17 protein-coding genes are annotated in these 15,687 nt (G+C 46.1%); 11 read left to right on the top strand and 6 right to left on the bottom strand.

From position 1 onward, the window contains the following. Positions 1 to 512: 512 nt before the first annotated feature. Positions 513 to 704 (top strand): hypothetical protein, encoded by a 192-nt coding sequence (locus tag QUA01_RS10345; protein WP_190744611.1) that lies wholly within the window; start codon positions 513 to 515, stop codon positions 702 to 704. Between the two features lie 20 nt (positions 705 to 724). Here the strand turns inward: QUA01_RS10345 and QUA01_RS10350 are convergent, their stop codons facing one another. Then, complete coding sequence (locus QUA01_RS10350; protein WP_333090921.1) at positions 725 to 874, bottom strand: hypothetical protein; 150 nt, start codon at positions 872 to 874, stop codon at positions 725 to 727. On the opposite strand from QUA01_RS10350, the gene QUA01_RS10355 reads away from it, so the two are divergent. Both QUA01_RS10355 and QUA01_RS10360 read left to right on the top strand, forming a co-directional pair. Continuing rightward, positions 873 to 1,280 carry a hypothetical protein gene (locus QUA01_RS10355; protein WP_333090920.1) on the top strand — a complete coding sequence of 136 codons (408 nt, stop codon included), beginning with the start codon at positions 873 to 875 and terminating at the stop codon, positions 1,278 to 1,280. The genes QUA01_RS10350 and QUA01_RS10355 overlap by 2 nt on opposite strands. A gap of 2 nt (positions 1,281 to 1,282) precedes the next feature. Continuing rightward, positions 1,283 to 1,651, top strand: coding sequence for a type II toxin-antitoxin system PemK/MazF family toxin (locus tag QUA01_RS10360; protein WP_333090919.1), 369 nt, complete (start codon positions 1,283 to 1,285; stop codon positions 1,649 to 1,651). Between the two features lie 52 nt (positions 1,652 to 1,703). On the opposite strand, the gene QUA01_RS10365 is transcribed toward QUA01_RS10360, so the two are convergent. Continuing rightward, positions 1,704 to 2,171 carry a DUF2281 domain-containing protein gene (locus tag QUA01_RS10365; RefSeq protein WP_333090917.1) on the bottom strand — a complete coding sequence of 156 codons (468 nt, stop codon included), beginning with the start codon at positions 2,169 to 2,171 and terminating at the stop codon, positions 1,704 to 1,706. A 9-nt stretch (positions 2,172 to 2,180) separates the two neighbouring features. Continuing rightward, the gene (gene uvrB / locus QUA01_RS10370; protein WP_333090916.1) at positions 2,181 to 4,193 is read right to left on the bottom strand and encodes an excinuclease ABC subunit UvrB; all 2,013 of its coding nucleotides are present in this window, start codon (positions 4,191 to 4,193) and stop codon (positions 2,181 to 2,183) included. A gap of 184 nt (positions 4,194 to 4,377) precedes the next feature. Here uvrB and QUA01_RS10375 point away from each other — a divergent pair, with 184 nt between their 5' ends. Further along, positions 4,378 to 4,848, top strand: coding sequence for a hypothetical protein (locus tag QUA01_RS10375; RefSeq protein ID WP_194009683.1), 471 nt, complete (start codon positions 4,378 to 4,380; stop codon positions 4,846 to 4,848). A 119-nt stretch (positions 4,849 to 4,967) separates the two neighbouring features. Here the strand turns inward: QUA01_RS10375 and QUA01_RS10380 are convergent, their stop codons facing one another. The 3 genes from QUA01_RS10380 to urtA form a co-directional block, all read right to left on the bottom strand. Further along, positions 4,968 to 5,315: a DUF5615 family PIN-like protein gene (locus QUA01_RS10380; protein WP_333090914.1), complete on the bottom strand. Its 348-nt coding sequence runs from the start codon at positions 5,313 to 5,315 to the stop codon at positions 4,968 to 4,970. After that, the gene (locus QUA01_RS10385) at positions 5,312 to 5,545 is read right to left on the bottom strand and encodes a DUF433 domain-containing protein (protein ID WP_333090912.1); all 234 of its coding nucleotides are present in this window, start codon (positions 5,543 to 5,545) and stop codon (positions 5,312 to 5,314) included. Before QUA01_RS10385 ends, QUA01_RS10380 begins: the two co-directional genes overlap by 4 nt. Before the next feature lie 299 nt (positions 5,546 to 5,844). After that, positions 5,845 to 8,712, bottom strand: coding sequence for an urea ABC transporter substrate-binding protein (gene urtA, locus QUA01_RS10390; RefSeq protein WP_333090911.1), 2,868 nt, complete (start codon positions 8,710 to 8,712; stop codon positions 5,845 to 5,847). A gap of 255 nt (positions 8,713 to 8,967) precedes the next feature. Between urtA and QUA01_RS10395 the strand changes: the two genes are divergently transcribed. From QUA01_RS10395 to QUA01_RS10425, 7 genes are all read left to right on the top strand, one after another. Further along, positions 8,968 to 9,132 (top strand): hypothetical protein, encoded by a 165-nt coding sequence (locus QUA01_RS10395; protein ID WP_333090910.1) that lies wholly within the window; start codon positions 8,968 to 8,970, stop codon positions 9,130 to 9,132. Positions 9,133 to 9,720: 588 nt separating this feature from the next. Continuing rightward, complete coding sequence (locus tag QUA01_RS10400; RefSeq protein ID WP_333090909.1) at positions 9,721 to 9,927, top strand: hypothetical protein; 207 nt, start codon at positions 9,721 to 9,723, stop codon at positions 9,925 to 9,927. Positions 9,928 to 10,361: 434 nt separating this feature from the next. Next, positions 10,362 to 10,544 carry a CsbD family protein gene (locus QUA01_RS10405; protein WP_106334039.1) on the top strand — a complete coding sequence of 61 codons (183 nt, stop codon included), beginning with the start codon at positions 10,362 to 10,364 and terminating at the stop codon, positions 10,542 to 10,544. 77 nt (positions 10,545 to 10,621) lie between these two features. Next, on the top strand, positions 10,622 to 11,065 hold the full coding sequence (locus QUA01_RS10410) for a hypothetical protein (protein ID WP_333117682.1): 444 nt from the start codon (positions 10,622 to 10,624) through the stop codon (positions 11,063 to 11,065). 115 nt (positions 11,066 to 11,180) lie between these two features. Next, complete coding sequence (locus QUA01_RS10415; protein ID WP_333090905.1) at positions 11,181 to 11,693, top strand: hypothetical protein; 513 nt, start codon at positions 11,181 to 11,183, stop codon at positions 11,691 to 11,693. A gap of 364 nt (positions 11,694 to 12,057) precedes the next feature. After that, positions 12,058 to 12,840, top strand: coding sequence for a DsbA family protein (locus QUA01_RS10420; protein ID WP_333090903.1), 783 nt, complete (start codon positions 12,058 to 12,060; stop codon positions 12,838 to 12,840). A 402-nt stretch (positions 12,841 to 13,242) separates the two neighbouring features. Continuing rightward, on the top strand, positions 13,243 to 15,603 hold the full coding sequence (locus QUA01_RS10425; protein WP_333090902.1) for a VIT domain-containing protein: 2,361 nt from the start codon (positions 13,243 to 13,245) through the stop codon (positions 15,601 to 15,603). Positions 15,604 to 15,687 lie beyond the last annotated feature (84 nt).

Below are 15,687 nucleotides of genomic sequence, written 5' to 3' on the forward strand. Positions count from 1 at the left end.
AATAAACTAAATCTCGTTTAATAAACTAAATCTCGTTTAATAAACTAAATCTCGTTTAATAAACTAAATCTCGTTTAATAAACTAAATCTCGTTTAGTAAGAAACTCTCAATAAATGTAGTTTGCAACAATCAGGATACGATACCGGATAACACTCAGTTTCAATCCCTGATTCTTAAAAAAAAATATTCGGAATTTGCTTGACAAATCCCTCATCCACCTGTTAGAAGTAGAACAGTTCCTAAAACGGCAAGTAATAGGCCGCTGTGTGGTAATTGTGAATCTTGAAGCGGCTGCACTGACCTGTATCAAGCCGTTCTAAAGATTCTTGTCGCAGACTTCTGCAATTGATCAGCGTATATCTGCGTGCATCTGCGGTTCAAAGTAGTAAAAACGAAAAAGGCCGCCTGAACTACTAATTCAGACAGAGCCCTCGTTTTAGCTAGCGAACTCCAGGTGGTTTGACATCCTAACTGTCAGACACCACAAGTCAACCTAACTAATTTTAAATAAATGTCCCAAAATTTTAGCACAGAAGATGGACAATTGTATCCTAACCCTTTAGGCTGGCAAGTCCGTACCATGCTGATTGCGATAGCCCAACTGGTAGTCAAAGGCAGGGGCATAGTTAACCCGCCAGACTTTGGCCGCCTGAGTAATGACGAAATTTACCATTTCATAGCTAAGTTTGGACAAGCTCAATAGCTATGTAACCTTTCTGATGATTAGCGCTCAGACAAAAACTTATCCGATCGCGAATCAGCCCAAAGGTTAGGAATCTGGTAAAAAGTCCGATCGCCCTTTCCATTCATAAAATAGGATAATGGTAAAGGGCGATCGCACTTCACCCTAAAATCTTTCTCAACTAAACCCATGAGCACAATTCGCTTACAACTAGCCGAATACTTGAAATGTCGAGGTTTCACCCCCGAAAACTTAGTCGAAGCTGTCGGCGAAACACTCAATCCTGAAACCGTATACCAACTGATCGAAAAAGCCGAAAAGCTCAACCATTTAGACTTATCCGTCCTCGCCGCTATTATAGATGGCTTGAGCAAACTCAATGGTTTTCCAGTTGGCATCCCAGAAGTGCTAATATTTTTTCCTGACATTTCCGAGGAAGCATTGGCAAAATCGCCTTGGCGTCAACTTTACCTCGTCGATAATGAAATTCCCCCCTATGATTGGGGAGATGTAGACCCGATGAAACTTGGTCAACCCGTGCGCTATATACCGGGAGTAGGTGCTGTTATTCTTGAAGACGAAAGGGTACAGCAATAAGCGTGGCTAATAGATTCACCATCCGCGATATTTTACTGGTTGATTTCCCTCCTCAAACGCCTGCACTGCACGAACAGCAAGGAATACGCCCTGCTGTAGTAGTGGGGAGGCCAAGCAACACAGGTACGATCCGTTTTGAACTTGTGATTGTTGTGCCGATTACCAGACAATCAGGAGATTGGACTGCACAAAATCCAATTTTATACCCAAGTCTTCAGGCTGGAGTGGGAAATCTAACCGCCGACTCGATAGTATTGCTGGATCAAGTACGCGCTGTAGATATCCGGCGAGTATTGCGGTATCTTGGCAGTTTAACCGCAGAAGAGTATCAGCCGATCGCAAATGGAATAAAAGCTATGTTTGGCTTTTAAATTATTCCTCCATTATCTAAACGTCGATCGCGCAAATGCTTAATGCGATTCCCTACGGGATAGATTCGCACGCGCGTACTTTTTGCTTTTTTTCCTGCAAAAACTCGGCAAAATCGCAGACTTCAGCCACTAAATCTTCAGATAAATTATCCAAAATAGACTGTAAACGCTCTCGAACTCCCATCATTTCGCTAGCAGATTTTACTAATTGCAACTGATGCGGATAAACTGTTTCAACACCTATCGTTTCCATAAATGATTCTGGCTCATCCTGAGTTGCGGCAACAAAATCTCCGCCAACTTCTGCTTTCACCCAGCCGCCAAATAATTCGACTAAATAAGCTTCACCGTTCTTGAATACCTCAACAATCGCCCCCGCTGTTTCTGGGGGTGCAACTCCGCCATCTGCGAGAGCGATTTCTTCGGTTAAATTAACTGCATCCAATAACTGAAATTTGCTCATTGCTGTCCAATCTTTAACCCGCGCAGGCGGGTTTTGTTCGTGTAGACGCGGTTTCAACCGCCGGGTTTAATGTCCCAATAGCTTATCCCGCAAATGCTTAATCCGATCGCGCAACTTACCAGCCTCCTCAAACTCCAACTTCTTCGCCGCCGCCTTCATCTGCGCCTCCAACTGCCCGATTAACTGAGGAATCTCATCCAAAGATAACTCATCAACCTGTTCGTAAACCTCCTCCAACTGCTGGGAATTCAGCTTGCGCGACACATCCAAAAATGCCAAAATCGCGTTAGTCGATCGCTTTTTCGCGATCGGCTGGGGCGTAATCCCGTGCATCTTATTGTACGCTAGCTGAATCCCCCGGCGGCGATCGGTTTCGTCGATCGCCTTAACCATACTATCAGTCAAATTATCCGCATACAAAATAGCCTGTCCTTGAACGTGCCGCGCCGCCCGCCCGATCGTTTGAATCAACGAACGTCCCGATCGCAAAAACCCCTCCTTATCCGCATCCAAAATCACCACCAGCGACACTTCCGGCAAATCCAAACCTTCCCGCAGCAAGTTAACACCAATCAATACATCAAACTTACCATCCTGCAAATCTTGGATAATTTCAATGCGTTGAATTGACTGAATTTCCGAGTGCAAATACCGCACTCTAATTCCCCTTTCCTGCAAATATTCGGTTAAATCTTCCGCCATCCGCTTCGTTAAAGTCGTCACCAAAACTCGCTCGTCCCGACTTACTCTCTCCTTAATTTCCCCCAACAAATCATCTATTTGTCCTTCCGTCGGGCGCACGAAAATCGTCGGATCTATTACTCCCGTAGGGCGAATTACTTGCTCTGCAACTCTGCCTTCCGATATTTCCATTTCCCAATCCCCAGGCGTAGCAGAAACAAAAATGCACTGATTCTCTTTTGCCCAGAATTCATCTGCTTTTAAAGGGCGGTTATCCGCAGCGCTCGGCAAACGAAAACCGTGTTCAATTAATACTTTTTTCCGCGCTTGGTCGCCGTTGTACATCCCCCGAATTTGCGGCACTGTGACGTGAGATTCATCTATCACCAACATCCAATCCTTCGGAAAATAATCAATCAAACATTCTGGCGGTTCCCCCGCATTTCTCCCTGCTAAATGCCGCGAATAATTTTCGACTCCGTTGCAGTATCCTACCTCGCGCAGCATTTCCAAATCGTAGCGGGTGCGCTGTTCTATTCGCTGAGCTTCTAAGAGTTTTCCATTTTTTTCAAATTCTGCCAGTCTGTCTTCTAATTCGAGTTCTATTCCTTGACAAGCAGCTTCTAATTTATCATCAGCAGTCACAAAGTGGCGGGCTGGATAAATATTTAAAGCAGTTGTACTTGCCATAATTTTACCAGTTACGGGGTCAACGTAGCGAATGGCATCAATTTCGTCGCCGAAGAATTCGACGCGAATAATTCTATCTTCGTAGGCGGGGCCGATTTCTACAACGTCGCCTTTGACGCGAAATTTGCCTCTGCCTAAATCGATGTCGTTGCGACTGTATTGGACGTTGACTAAATCTCGCAAAACTTGCCGCTGGTTGACTTCCATTCCTACTTGCAAAGGGATAGCAGCTTTTAGATATTCTGCGGGCATTCCCAAGCCGTAGATGCAGCTAATTGATGCTACGACAATTACGTCGCGGCGTTCAAAGAGCGATCGCGTGGCGGAGTGTCGCAGCATATCGATTTCATCGTTAATTGCTGCGGTTTTTTCTATGAATGTATCGGTGACGGCGATGTATGCTTCAGGTTGGTAGTAGTCGTAATAACTTACAAAGTATTCGACTGCATTGTTGGGGAAAAAATTGCGTAGTTCGTTGCACAGTTGAGCTGCCAAGGTTTTGTTGTGTGCTAGAACTAAGGTTGGTCTGCCGATTTTTTCAATAACCGAAGCAATGGAGAAGGTTTTGCCGGTACCTGTCGCGCCGAGTAAGGTTTGAAATCGATCGCCTGCTTCGATGCCTTTGACGAGTTGCTCGATCGCTAGCGGTTGGTCGCCTGTGGGCTGGAAGGGCGCTTGCAATTGAAAAGATGCTGCCGCAGTTACCATAGGAAAATGTAGCTATTACCAATAAATCTTAACAAAAATTGAGAGATTTGGCAATTTCGTTAAGAAAATAGTTAAACTTTGTAATACTATTTTAATCATCGGCCGCAATAGAAAGCAGAAAGCCCAGAAAAGCAGTTGTCCGAACCCAGCAATCAACCCCCAGCAATTAGCAAGGAAAAAAATTATGGCTCTCACACCCAAAGATAAAGTCAAAGCGAGCGCCCGCAACAAAGGCACTACCAAGGCCCTACCAGCCACCAGCGAAGGTCAATCAGCGGGCATCCAACTTTATCGCCCGCAACTCATGCATGATAACCGCCCCGTCGGCCCAGATGATTTTACCATCAGCGAGACAGTCTCGATATCGGGGAATCGCCCGATCGGCACCAGCACCCTGCACATCAGCGAAACTTACGGCATTGTAGGCAATCGCCCGGTGGAAGCCAGCGACTTGGAAGTAGTTGGTACAATGGGGAGACGCCCGATCGGCTCCAGCGCCATTCAAGTCAGCGAAATGTTCAGTATGTCCGGTGCTCGCCCAATTGGAGTAGGTACTCTGCACATTGACGAAATTTACTCCACAATGGGAGGAGACCGCCCCATTGCTTCAAATGAAATTGACGACAGCTCGACTTTAATGGGCTTCTTAGATTAATCAGTCATTAGTCATTAGTTATTGGTCATTGGTTTTTTACTGTTAACTAATGACTAATAAAACATTTGTAGGGAAATTGAGCGCGATCGCTATTGAGCAATTAAATCATCGAAAATGATTTATTTAACCGGGCAAATTTCCACAATATTTTCGCCATTTTTAAGTAGATCGACTGCATCAGGAAAAGCACCAGTGAAAATGCGTTGCAAATCTCTATTCGTAATGTTACCGCAGGTTAGCCAAAGAATTTGTGGTGGACTACCAAGGCGAATTAATAAATCCACAAAATCTCGATCCTTAGTTATGATAACTGTACCTAAGCCGTTGGTACGAGCCGCATTAAATATCTCAATATCCTGAGCATCCTGCAGCCCGAGCTCTTGCAATGTAACAGCGTTAACACCGAATGTTTGGGTTAACCATTTCGCCAAACTTGGAGGAAATTGAGCATTTAACCAGAAAATCATACTGCGATCCTGGGGAAATCTATGCTGAGAGATGCAAAAAGCAGACACGCTTGAATGTCTTCTGGTTCCAAATCGGGGAAATCAGCTAGAATCTCGCTAGCTGTTACATTATCTGCTAGAGTTTCTAAAATGTCGCTAACGCGAATTCTCATGCCGCGAATACAGGGGCGACCGCCACATTTACCAGGTGTTTGAGTAATCCTTTTAAGCAATGCAGTTCTATCAGTCATATCTTTAATTTCTCGTTTTCCGATCGATTAACTGTGATAATTCAGGTTCAACGGTTTTTGTGATGGCGTTCTGGAGTCCGCAAATTGGAGCCTGTGCAAGTCCGCACTGCGAACCGTTTTTATTATGGTAATCCATCAGGCATGATATGACCGAAAGCATCCAGGATACAAGCCCCCGCATTCATCCGTGGAGAAATAAAAAACCTGTATCCGATGAAACTTGCCCCCCGAATTTATCCGTGGGGTCAATGCTTCAATCTAAAATCTAAAATCTAAAATCGATTGACCGCTCGCTAATTTCACGGACGTTGATATTTGTTCAACAAATCAGCAAAGTGCTTGTAATCTACAGGCTTCCTTAAATACTCCGCCGCTCCTAATTCCAAACCCTGATTTTTGTCGTCCAAAAAAGTCAACATAATCACCGGAATATCCGCTAAATCCGGATCTGCTTTTAATGCAGACAGCACCGCCCAGCCGTCCATACTCGGCATCATTACGTCCAGAGTAATCGCATCCGGTAGCAACTCCTTTGCCAACTCAAGCCCAGCTTCACCGCTAGCTGACGATCGCACCTCAAATCCCTCTTTCGACAAACAGCGAGTGATTAAATCCCGGGCGTCGGGATCGTCGTCAATCACCAGCACCATAGCAGCATCTGGCAATTCCAAGGGTTGCGGCCCCAATTTGTCCGTTGTTTCCGGCAGCGATTCATCGCCTTGGGCTTCTTTCTGACTTTTAACCGCAACGGGCAACCGGATTGTAAAAGTAGAACCGCAATCAAACTCGCTCTCAACCGTAATGTCGCCGCCCATCATCTGGCAAAACCTCTGGCTAATAGTCAGCCCCAAACCGGTGCCACCGTACCTGCGAGTAGTAGAATCATCGGCTTGGGAGAAAGCCCCGAACAGCCTCGACAACTGATCGTCAGTCAGCCCGATGCCAGTATCGGTGACTTGAAACACGATCGCAGAATTTTGACACCCAGAGTTCACGATAGAAAGTCCTTCAGAATTATCAGGAGGCAAAACTTCCCATTCTTCTTCCTTCCAAACATTAATCGTAATTTTCCCTCGATCGGTAAACTTAGCAGCATTGCTCGTCAAATTCAACAGCGCTTGTCGCAGCTTCGAGGAATCAGAATATATCGTGCCAATATCGCGATCGCAATTGACGATCAAAGTGTTGCCATTTTTCCCCACCAGCGGTTGAACCGTAGTCACAACCTGCTCGATCAACTTCCACACATCGAAAGTTTCCAGAAAAAGAGTCATCTTTCCTGCTTCAATTTTAGAAATATCAAGGATATCGCTAATAATATTTAGCAACTGTTTGCCTGCAAGATTAATGCTTGCCAAATCCATCACAAACTCTTCTTCGCCTAGTTCGATCGCCTCTTCTTGCAGCAGCTCGCTGTAGCCAATAATCGCATTCAGGGGCGTTCGCAACTCGTGAGTCATATTTGCCAAAAATGTGCTTTTCGCCCGGTTGGCAGCTTCCGCATAGTTCTTAGCAACTTCCAATTCGCGCGATCGCTCCTCTAGCTGCCGCTGCCGCACCTCCAAACCCTTGAGCAAACTGTTAATTTGCTGAGCCATTGTATTGAGAGTAGAAGATAGCACCCCGATCGCATCATTAGACACCACAGGCGATCGAGCCGTCAAATCACCGCTCGCCATCAGTTGGGCTGCTTCCCTGAGCAAGCCGAGATTCCGAATAATCCCCGACACCGACACACAAGCAACTATCCCCGCGATCGAACTCAAAACCAAAGTCCCCAGCAGCCAGTGCTGAGTGCGGCTCGCCACCAACAGAGTTTGCTGTACCAGCACCGTCATGGCTGCCTCAGAAACCCCCGCTGCAGCAGAGGCAGCCTCTATTGCCACCAGATAGTTCTTCATCTGCACCGCCCCCATCCACCCGACTCCCGCCGCCATCCAAGTTATCAGTACCAAGATCGCAAACAGTCCGATCAAAGAAGCCCGAGTTCCCACAGAAATCCGCCTCGGAGCAAGGGCCGCCGCCCAAGGATAGTTTTTCAGAAAAGGATCGGGCACCAGCGGCGCGCCGGAATTCCAAATTTCCTCAATTTGACCGTCCGATCGCACCTTGCCAATCCGAGCAGTTTTCCAGGTATGCTGCGTTTTGGCATCTATTTTCACCTTGCCCGAAGGCGCGGCAAACTCAATATTTTTAGCAGCCTCCCTGACTTTAACTGCATCTATCGAACCAGCTTTTTCTACTGCTTGTTTCCAGAGATAAACGCCAAAATAAGCCGCTTCTATCGGATCGTCCGTCACTCTATTTTTCCCGTATCGAGCTTTATAAGCCTTGACAAATTGTTGATTTTTGGGTGTATCTACGGTTTGAAAATAATTCCAAACTACCAAATGTCCGGCAATATTTTGAGACCCGATCGCCCGCACTTCCTCTTCTGCTATGCTCGCCGACATCACCAGCAAGTTTTCCGGTTTTAAGCCAGCTTCCCGCAACTTTTGGAAAAAAGCCACATTGCTGTCGCCGTTAAGAGTATTGAGAATCGCATCCGGTTTCACTGCTAAGATATGTGCGATCGCCTCATCCACCTTCCTCGAACCAAGCGGCAGATACATTTCCCCCGCCAACTCTCCCCCAAGTGCCGCCAGTTGAGCTTTCACAATCATATTTGCCGTGCGCGGAAATATATAATCCGAACCCAACAGAAAAATTTTCCGCTTCCCCTGTGCGAGTAAGTAATTCACCCCAGGTACAATCTGTTGGTTTGGCGCAGCACCAGTATAAAAAACATTCGGACACTGTTCTAGCCCTTCATACTGCACCGGATAAAACAGCAACCCGCCATATTGCTCAAAAGCCGGCAGTACAGCTTTCCGACTCGCCGAAGTCCAACAGCCAAATACCACCGCCACCTGGGCTTCTAGGAGCAATTGCTTAGCTTTTTGAGCAAAAGTCTGCAAATCGCTGGCTCCATCTTCTATCACCGCTTCCAAGGGGCGTCCGAGCACTCCTCCAGCAGCGTTAATTTCCTCAACGGCCAACAGCGTCGCGTCTTTAACAGAAATTTCGCTGATGGACATCGTGCCCGTGAGCGAATGCAGCACGCCTATTTTTATCGACTCACGAATTAGGCCTGCTGCTTCGAGAGGGTTACTGCTGCTTGCTCCCATAGGGTTTTAGATACTTTTTACTAATAACAGAAATTTTAGTTCGATCCTGCTGGAAGTCAGCCTTGATGCTAACTCCTGTTTAGCAGATTTGTTCGGGCGATCGCCACAAAACTTGGGAATTGCCGCACCCTGTTGATTTTAACGGTCAAACTCGATCGCCTTGACCTCAGTCTGCACCAATCTGTCGCCTATTTCTCTCTTCATTTTGTCCCGATGTCGAAACCGCCTCATCAAACAAACGACACAAGTCCATAAATGCGCCATACCCCAAAAATTCTCCCCGCACTCCCCCACACTCCCCGCACTCCCCACACTCCCCGCACTCCCCACGCGCGAGTCACAAAGCAATCTCACGCACTCAAGCACTATTCCCCTTCCCCTATAGACTTTCTCAAAAAGGTGAAGAGCGATCGATTTTAGATACTTCAGCTTGCTTCGGCTACGCTGGCTCACAACTCGCTCAGTACGAGTTTTAGATTTTAGATTATAGATTGGGAGATTGGGCAATTGGGCGATTTTCGATACCTCATATGAGAGTTCTAACTGCTATATCGCGGTTTTCAAGCGTGGTGAGGTTTACCCTATGCCGGATAGTACCTCATAGGAGAACTCGAAAGGCTATATAGCGGTTCTCAAAAACATGAGGTATGCCAAATTATGCGACGATCAGCTTTTCGCACGGAGGCCGTCTTTACCTCCAGAAACCTCAGAAAGCCTATAGGCACTTGCGATTCCCAATTCCCAATTCCCAATTCCCAATTACCCATTACCCATTACCGGACATACCTCATCTTTACGAGAAAGGCTATATCTCTCTTCCGGCCGATTCAAGTTTCCCTGATTTCTCTAACTATTAGATTAAGAAATAAAAACTAAAAACTATTCCCCAGCCCTAATCTCCCTTCAGGCAGAGGAAAGTCTCTGCGATCGCCCTTACGATAAATCTAAGGTTGACTCTATAAGTAACCTTCTTAAAAATAACTTTTGCAAATAGTTGGGTGAAAACTAATGAATATTGAACCAAACGCAACCAACAGGGTCAGCGACCTACAAGTCACGCTACCAAAATCCAGAGAAACATTGCTCGGCGAGGAAACAGAAAAAGCCCTCGGCGAGCAGAAACAACACAATGCTGAAACTATGCGCGCTGTCGAACAGTTAAAAGAAGAACTGCAGCACAAAATAGATAAAGAATGTCACCATACGCCCGATTAAAACTAATGCCAATGTTTAGAGGGTGTGGGTAAAATACGGTCTTGCCCGCACCCGCTTTTTGAAGTTATATAAAAGTCGGTACAATTCAAGATAAGTTTAAAATTTTCCATTTTTTGAGTTTAAAACAATCCTGTTCTCGGTGCACAAGTAGCTTTGCGCCGAGTTTTTTTTGCGATACTACACTTAGTTTGTTGCAGCTAGTAATTTAGGTCAAAAAACCGTCAGCAGCAAAGTCGTAGTCTATCCTCAATTCAAGAATAATTTTTCCTAATTCCCTATTCCTTATTCCCTATTCCCTATTCCTGGCTTCCATGAGATTCTGTACACTCCGAGTACACCAAACTTTCTTCCTACAGGTAGAGTGCAACCGAGCTGGTTGTTCCCTATGATAATAATTAGAAAGTGTAAAACTAGATACAGATAAGGAAAAACAAATGAGCATTGAAGATAAAGCAAAGGCAACTGGCAAAAACATCGAAGGCAAAGCTCAAGAAGCTCTAGGTAATGTTACTGGCGATCCCAAGGACAAAGCTGAAGGCAAAGCGAAGCAAACAGAAGCACAAGCTCGTCACGCAGTCGAAGATGTGAAAGATGAAGTCAAAAAGAAATTAGACTAATTCTAATACTAATTGAGAGGGTCGAGAAAGCTGACCCTCTCAATTATTGAAAATGTTGTCATACCGGAGGAAAAAAGGTGAGTTTATTGCAGCAGAGTCGAAAAATAATTGCGGGTCTAATGTTGGTTTTAATGCTGGCTGTTACTACTGCCTGCGCCCCCAGCGTTTCCGCCCAACAACCGACTAATGTACCTGTAGCAATTGGCGGCAGTCAGGGTTATTACGCGCAGCTAGAACGCGGCAATACCGCTGCAGGTCAAGATTTTGGTCAATGGGTAACAAAGACTGCTCAAGGCTTAGTTCAGGATGCTTACGTGCGTGACAATAATAAGTTGGGAGTTGTAATTACTCCGCAAGTGAACCCTAAAGAAGTAAAAGATTTGGCGAAGTCTTTAGCTCAAGGTTTTCACCGCAATTTTCCCAACCAGGATGTAAGTGTTTTGATTTATGCTCCTGATAAAAAGCTAATTTTGACGGCGAAGTACGACCAGCAATCAAATCAAATTGAATACAATTCTTGATTTGGCAACAAAGTTTATAATGAGCGCGTAGCTTTAATAACATTTTGGAATTTGGGGCTGGCGAAATTATCGAAATTTGAAACATAACAGTTGTGTAGATTTGGGAAAAAACACCATGAGTAGCAGCGATAATTATAAGAGTCAAATCATGAAGGATTTGGCTCAGGGGAATAAAGAAGTGATGCCGGAAACAACCGGTGAAGAGTACGAAAATTTTGACGATTTTGCTCAGAGAACTTCGCCGGATCAGCGCAAACAATTATTCGGGCGTTCTCTGAATCATGACTCGCTACCGCCGGCGCAGTTGGAACCAGAATTGCAAAAGGCGATCGCCCAAATTAAGCCAAAGGAACTGGATGATGTGGCCCGCGAATTCCTCAAGCAGTTGGACAAGAGAGGATTGAACGATCGCCAATTGGAAAAGCAATTAGGACTTTCTACTCACCACGCCAGCCGCATGACTGCTGACGATGTTACCAAACTGGCCTCGTTTACCTATCACAATCACCCGGATATTTTCCGAGATGTGCTCGCCCAAGAGCCTGGTTTGATGAAGTTTTTGGGGAATCCAGTTGTAGTGGGTATTTTGGGAATAGTTGCTGCTAAATGGCTCAACAGTCGCAAATAGTTTAAGGAAGGACTGAAGTCTGAACATCAAACGCTATCAAAAAAGGTTGGATGTTCGGACTTTAGTCATTTTTTGTTGGAAAAAAACTGAAGTCCGAACGCTCAAACCTTTTTGATGGTGCTCAGGGCTACCTCAATTATTAAATTCTTCATTTATTCAATCGATAACTTCTTCAATTCCCCAATTATTCAATCTTAAATTTAAAATTTAAAACTCGTACTGAGCGACTTGTGAGCCAGCGTAGCCGAAACAAGCCCAAGGATCTAAAATCGATGGATGGCTCGCCTTTTTGAGGAAGGCTCTACCTGACACTCCGCAAAATAGAATGTAGGATTAAGTGTTGCCTTGAATCAGAAAAAAAAAGATGAACGTATCCACTATTTGGCGAAAACTCCGCAGCCAGCAAGCCTTCTGCTTCGCTGCACTGCTGGCAGCTTGCCTTGTATTTATCGGTTGTTCCCCCGCCCAGTCAGCGGCTGGCAATTCAGTCGATCCCAAGTTTAAAGAGCAAGTTTTGCAGGTGCTCCGCGAAAACCCCCAAGCAATTTTAGACTCGGTACAAGCGTACCAGCAACAGCAGCAGCAGTCTCTCAAAGCAGCGCAGGAGTCTTTTTTGCAGGCGATGAAAACTAATCCCAAATCTGCGATCGGGGATGCTCCTACCACGGGCTCGGCGGCGCAGCAGATTGTACTTGTAGAATTCTCTGACTTTCAATGTCCGTTTTGCGCGAAGGCTCACGAGACTGTCAAGCAGTTTATGGCAAAACACCAGGACAAAGTTACTTTAGCTTACAAACATTTTCCCTTGACTTCAATTCACCCTCAAGCGCTGCCAGCGGCTAAAGCAGCTTGGGCTGCTGGGCAGCAGGGCAAATTCTGGGAATATTACAATGCTTTGTTTGAAGGGCAGAAAGACTTAGGCGAAGAATTTTACGGATCGATCGCCCAAAAGCTCAATCTAAAATTAGATAAGTTCAACACCGATCGCAACAGCCCCGCCGCCGAAGCCGCCATTGCGAAAGACGTGCAACTGGCTAAACAACTTGGCATTGAAGGCACTCCGTTCTTTATCATGAACGGCCAAACTTTCTCCGGGGCTGTCGAGCTTTCTGAGATGGAAAATATTCTCGCGAATGTCTCGAAATAATCAATCTCATTTCCGGTTGCATCGGAATTAATATTCTCCGAAATGAGGACACTGCACCGGCGGTGTCCCTACAATTAATCTCAGTAGGGACAGGGCATTGCTGTCTCCTCTCTATCGCAAAAAAGTGCAACCGGAGTTGACAGAAACGCTGCTATTGAATTTGGCAAATGGGCATTATTACGATCGCACCAGCCAACAGTAATGCTGCGGTTTGACTGGCAGTTTAAGTCGATCGCAACTGAGCATTACTGTTTGTATGATGTTATAATATAGCCTTTCAAGCGAAAGATGAGGTACTATCCGGGATCGGGCATAAGCCAAACTGGGCATAGGGCATAGGACATACCTCACTTTTTTGATAACCGCTATATATCAGTGATGGAGGAATGGAGGAACAACCTCATGACACCCTTGATATCTCCAACCGATCGAACCAGTGGATTATACGTGCGTTCCCCCGATGGAGAAAAACTCGTTTTTCCCCTGAAACATACAGAAGTCAGAGCCAAAATAGCCGGAAATCTATCGCGAGTTGAAGTCTCGCAAACATTTGAAAATCCTTTCACCAAGCCGCTGGAAGCCGTCTATATTTTTCCGCTACCTGACGAAGCAGCGGTTGATGAGATGGAAATTAAAATTGGCAGTAACACTATTAAAGGCAGCATCAAAAAACGCGAAGAAGCACAAAGAATTTACCAACAAGCCAAACAAGAAGGGCGGACAGCGGGTTTGTTGGAACAAGAGCGAGATAATATTTTCACTCAATCCCTCGCAAACATCAAACCGGGAGAAGAAATCGAGGTTGTGATTCGCTATACGGACAGCTTGAAATTTCAAGCTGGGGATTATGAATTTGTGTTTCCGATGGTTGTCGGGCCGCGATATATTCCCGGTACGCCGCTGGATGAAACTGCAGCCAGCGGTAGCGCCCCAGCCCCAATGACAGTTAATTCGTCTACCGATATTGTTCCCGATGCGTCGCGGCTGAATGCCCCGATTTTGCCGCCGGGAAGGCGATCGGGACAGGATATCGGCGTGACGCTGGAAATTGAGGCGGGCGTACCGATTCGCAATGTCAATTCTCCATCCCACCAACTGCAAATTGAATATTTCGACTCTCCCCAAACTTCCCCAAAAAGCGAGCAAAAGAATGGGCTGAAGGTGCGCGTTCAGTTGGGAAATACAGATACAATTCCCAACAAAGATTTGATTGTTCGCTATCAAGTTGCGGGTCGAGAAACTCAATCGACGGTATTAACTCATTCGGACGCTCGCGGCGGGCATTTTGCAGTTTACTTGATTCCGGCGATCGAGTACAAAACCGATGAAATTGTGCCGAAAGATGTCGTTTTTTTAGTCGATACTTCCGGTTCGCAATCCGGTGCGCCTTTGCAGCAATGTCAGGCATTGTTGCGACAATTTATTAACGGATTGAATCCAGCGGATACTTTCTCGATTTTGGATTTTTCCGACAAAGTGCGACAACTGTCAAAACAACCGCTACCGAATACAGCAGAAAATCGACAACAGGCGATCGAATATATCAACAAACTGCGCGCTGACAATAGTACGGAAATGTTGGGCGGGATTCGGGCGGCGATCGATTTTCCCGCACCATCCGGGCGCTTGCGAACTGTGGTATTCCTCAGCGACGGTTTCATCGGCAACGAAAATCAAGTTCTCGCCGAAGTGCAGCAACACCTTAAATCTGGGAATCGCCTGTACAGTTTCGGTGCCGGGAGTTCCGTAAATCGCTTTTTGCTCGATCGCATTGCCGAAATCGGGCGGGGAATCTCGCGGATTATCCGGCATGACGAACCTGTTAATGAATTTGTGGAAAAGTTCTTCCGGCAAATCAACAATCCGGTGTTAATAAATCTAGAAATTACTTGGCAGGGAGAGGGCGAAAATCCGGTAATTTATCCGTCAGTTGCGCCGGATTTATTTGCCGAACAACCGCTGGTTTTATTTGGAAAAAAGGGCGATCGCGAAGCTGGAATATTGCAGATTAAAGGGGTTAGCGCAGGCGGACACCAGTACGTCCAAACCTACCAACTCGACTTTACCGATCCTGGAAATCCGGCAGTTGCCCAGCTTTGGGGGCGGCACCGCATCAAAGATTTGATGAATCAGATGGTGCAGTACGAAACCAAGGTGGGGGTGGAAACAGTGACAGAAACGGCGCTAACATATCAGCTTCTGTCGCAGTACACGGCTTTTGTGGCTGTCAGCGATGATGTGCGCGTCGAACCGGGTACGGAATCGATCGCGATGAATGTGCCAGTAGAAATGCCGGAAGCGGTGGAATATAGAGGTGTATTTGGTGGCACAGGCTATGTAGAAGATAATGGCTGCACAGACTGGATGGAACAAGAACAAGAATTAGAACGCGGCATCACATTTAATCGCCTAGAAAAACGGGTGTATCCATTGCCCGCACCAGCCAGCGCCCCGATCGCACCGGCCCGCCCGCGCGGCACCTCACCTGTAGAAGTTGTTAGCGCTACGGGATTGGATGAAGAGGCGATCGATAGTTTAAACGAACACTTGGAAACTCTGACTGTCCCGCCCGGTATCAACGGCGAATTGGTGTTAGAAATTGTTTTCGATAAGGTGCGCGCCAGCCGAATAGTCGTGGATGCTGATGCTTCGACTTTGGCGGATGTGGAGTTGCTGAAAATCATCAAAAAATGGCTGTTTAGCTGGCGTATTCCTCACTTTATTGGGGATACAGTGCGCCTGACGTTGCGGGTGCGATCGTAAAACAGCTTGAGTTGCACAACAATAGTCTCCTCATTCCGGCCAATAATTATTCCGATGCTACCGGAATTGATATAACTATAATGT

The sequence above is a fragment of the Microcoleus sp. S36a_B3 genome (genome assembly GCF_036700745.1).
GTDB lineage: Bacteria > Cyanobacteriota > Cyanobacteriia > Cyanobacteriales > Microcoleaceae > Microcoleus.

Excerpts from the sequence above, each read along its gene's own strand:
- QUA01_RS10415 (WP_333090905.1), top strand. The coding sequence starts at position 11,181 with ATGAGTAGCAGCGATAATTATAAGAGTCAAATCATGAAGGATTTGGCT.
- QUA01_RS10425 (WP_333090902.1), top strand. The coding sequence starts at position 13,243 with ATGACACCCTTGATATCTCCAACCGATCGAACCAGTGGATTATACGTG.
- QUA01_RS10405 (WP_106334039.1), top strand. The coding sequence starts at position 10,362 with ATGAGCATTGAAGATAAAGCAAAGGCAACTGGCAAAAACATCGAAGGC.
- QUA01_RS10395 (WP_333090910.1), top strand. The coding sequence starts at position 8,968 with ATGCGCCATACCCCAAAAATTCTCCCCGCACTCCCCCACACTCCCCGC.
- urtA (WP_333090911.1), bottom strand. The coding sequence starts at position 8,712 with ATGGGAGCAAGCAGCAGTAACCCTCTCGAAGCAGCAGGCCTAATTCGT.
- QUA01_RS10375 (WP_194009683.1), top strand. The coding sequence starts at position 4,378 with ATGGCTCTCACACCCAAAGATAAAGTCAAAGCGAGCGCCCGCAACAAA.
- QUA01_RS10400 (WP_333090909.1), top strand. The coding sequence starts at position 9,721 with ATGAATATTGAACCAAACGCAACCAACAGGGTCAGCGACCTACAAGTC.
- QUA01_RS10420 (WP_333090903.1), top strand. The coding sequence starts at position 12,058 with ATGAACGTATCCACTATTTGGCGAAAACTCCGCAGCCAGCAAGCCTTC.
- QUA01_RS10355 (WP_333090920.1), top strand. The coding sequence starts at position 873 with ATGAGCACAATTCGCTTACAACTAGCCGAATACTTGAAATGTCGAGGT.
- QUA01_RS10345 (WP_190744611.1), top strand. The coding sequence starts at position 513 with ATGTCCCAAAATTTTAGCACAGAAGATGGACAATTGTATCCTAACCCT.
- QUA01_RS10380 (WP_333090914.1), bottom strand. The coding sequence starts at position 5,315 with ATGATTTTCTGGTTAAATGCTCAATTTCCTCCAAGTTTGGCGAAATGG.
- QUA01_RS10350 (WP_333090921.1), bottom strand. The coding sequence starts at position 874 with ATGGGTTTAGTTGAGAAAGATTTTAGGGTGAAGTGCGATCGCCCTTTA.
- QUA01_RS10385 (WP_333090912.1), bottom strand. The coding sequence starts at position 5,545 with ATGACTGATAGAACTGCATTGCTTAAAAGGATTACTCAAACACCTGGT.
- uvrB (WP_333090916.1), bottom strand. The coding sequence starts at position 4,193 with ATGGTAACTGCGGCAGCATCTTTTCAATTGCAAGCGCCCTTCCAGCCC.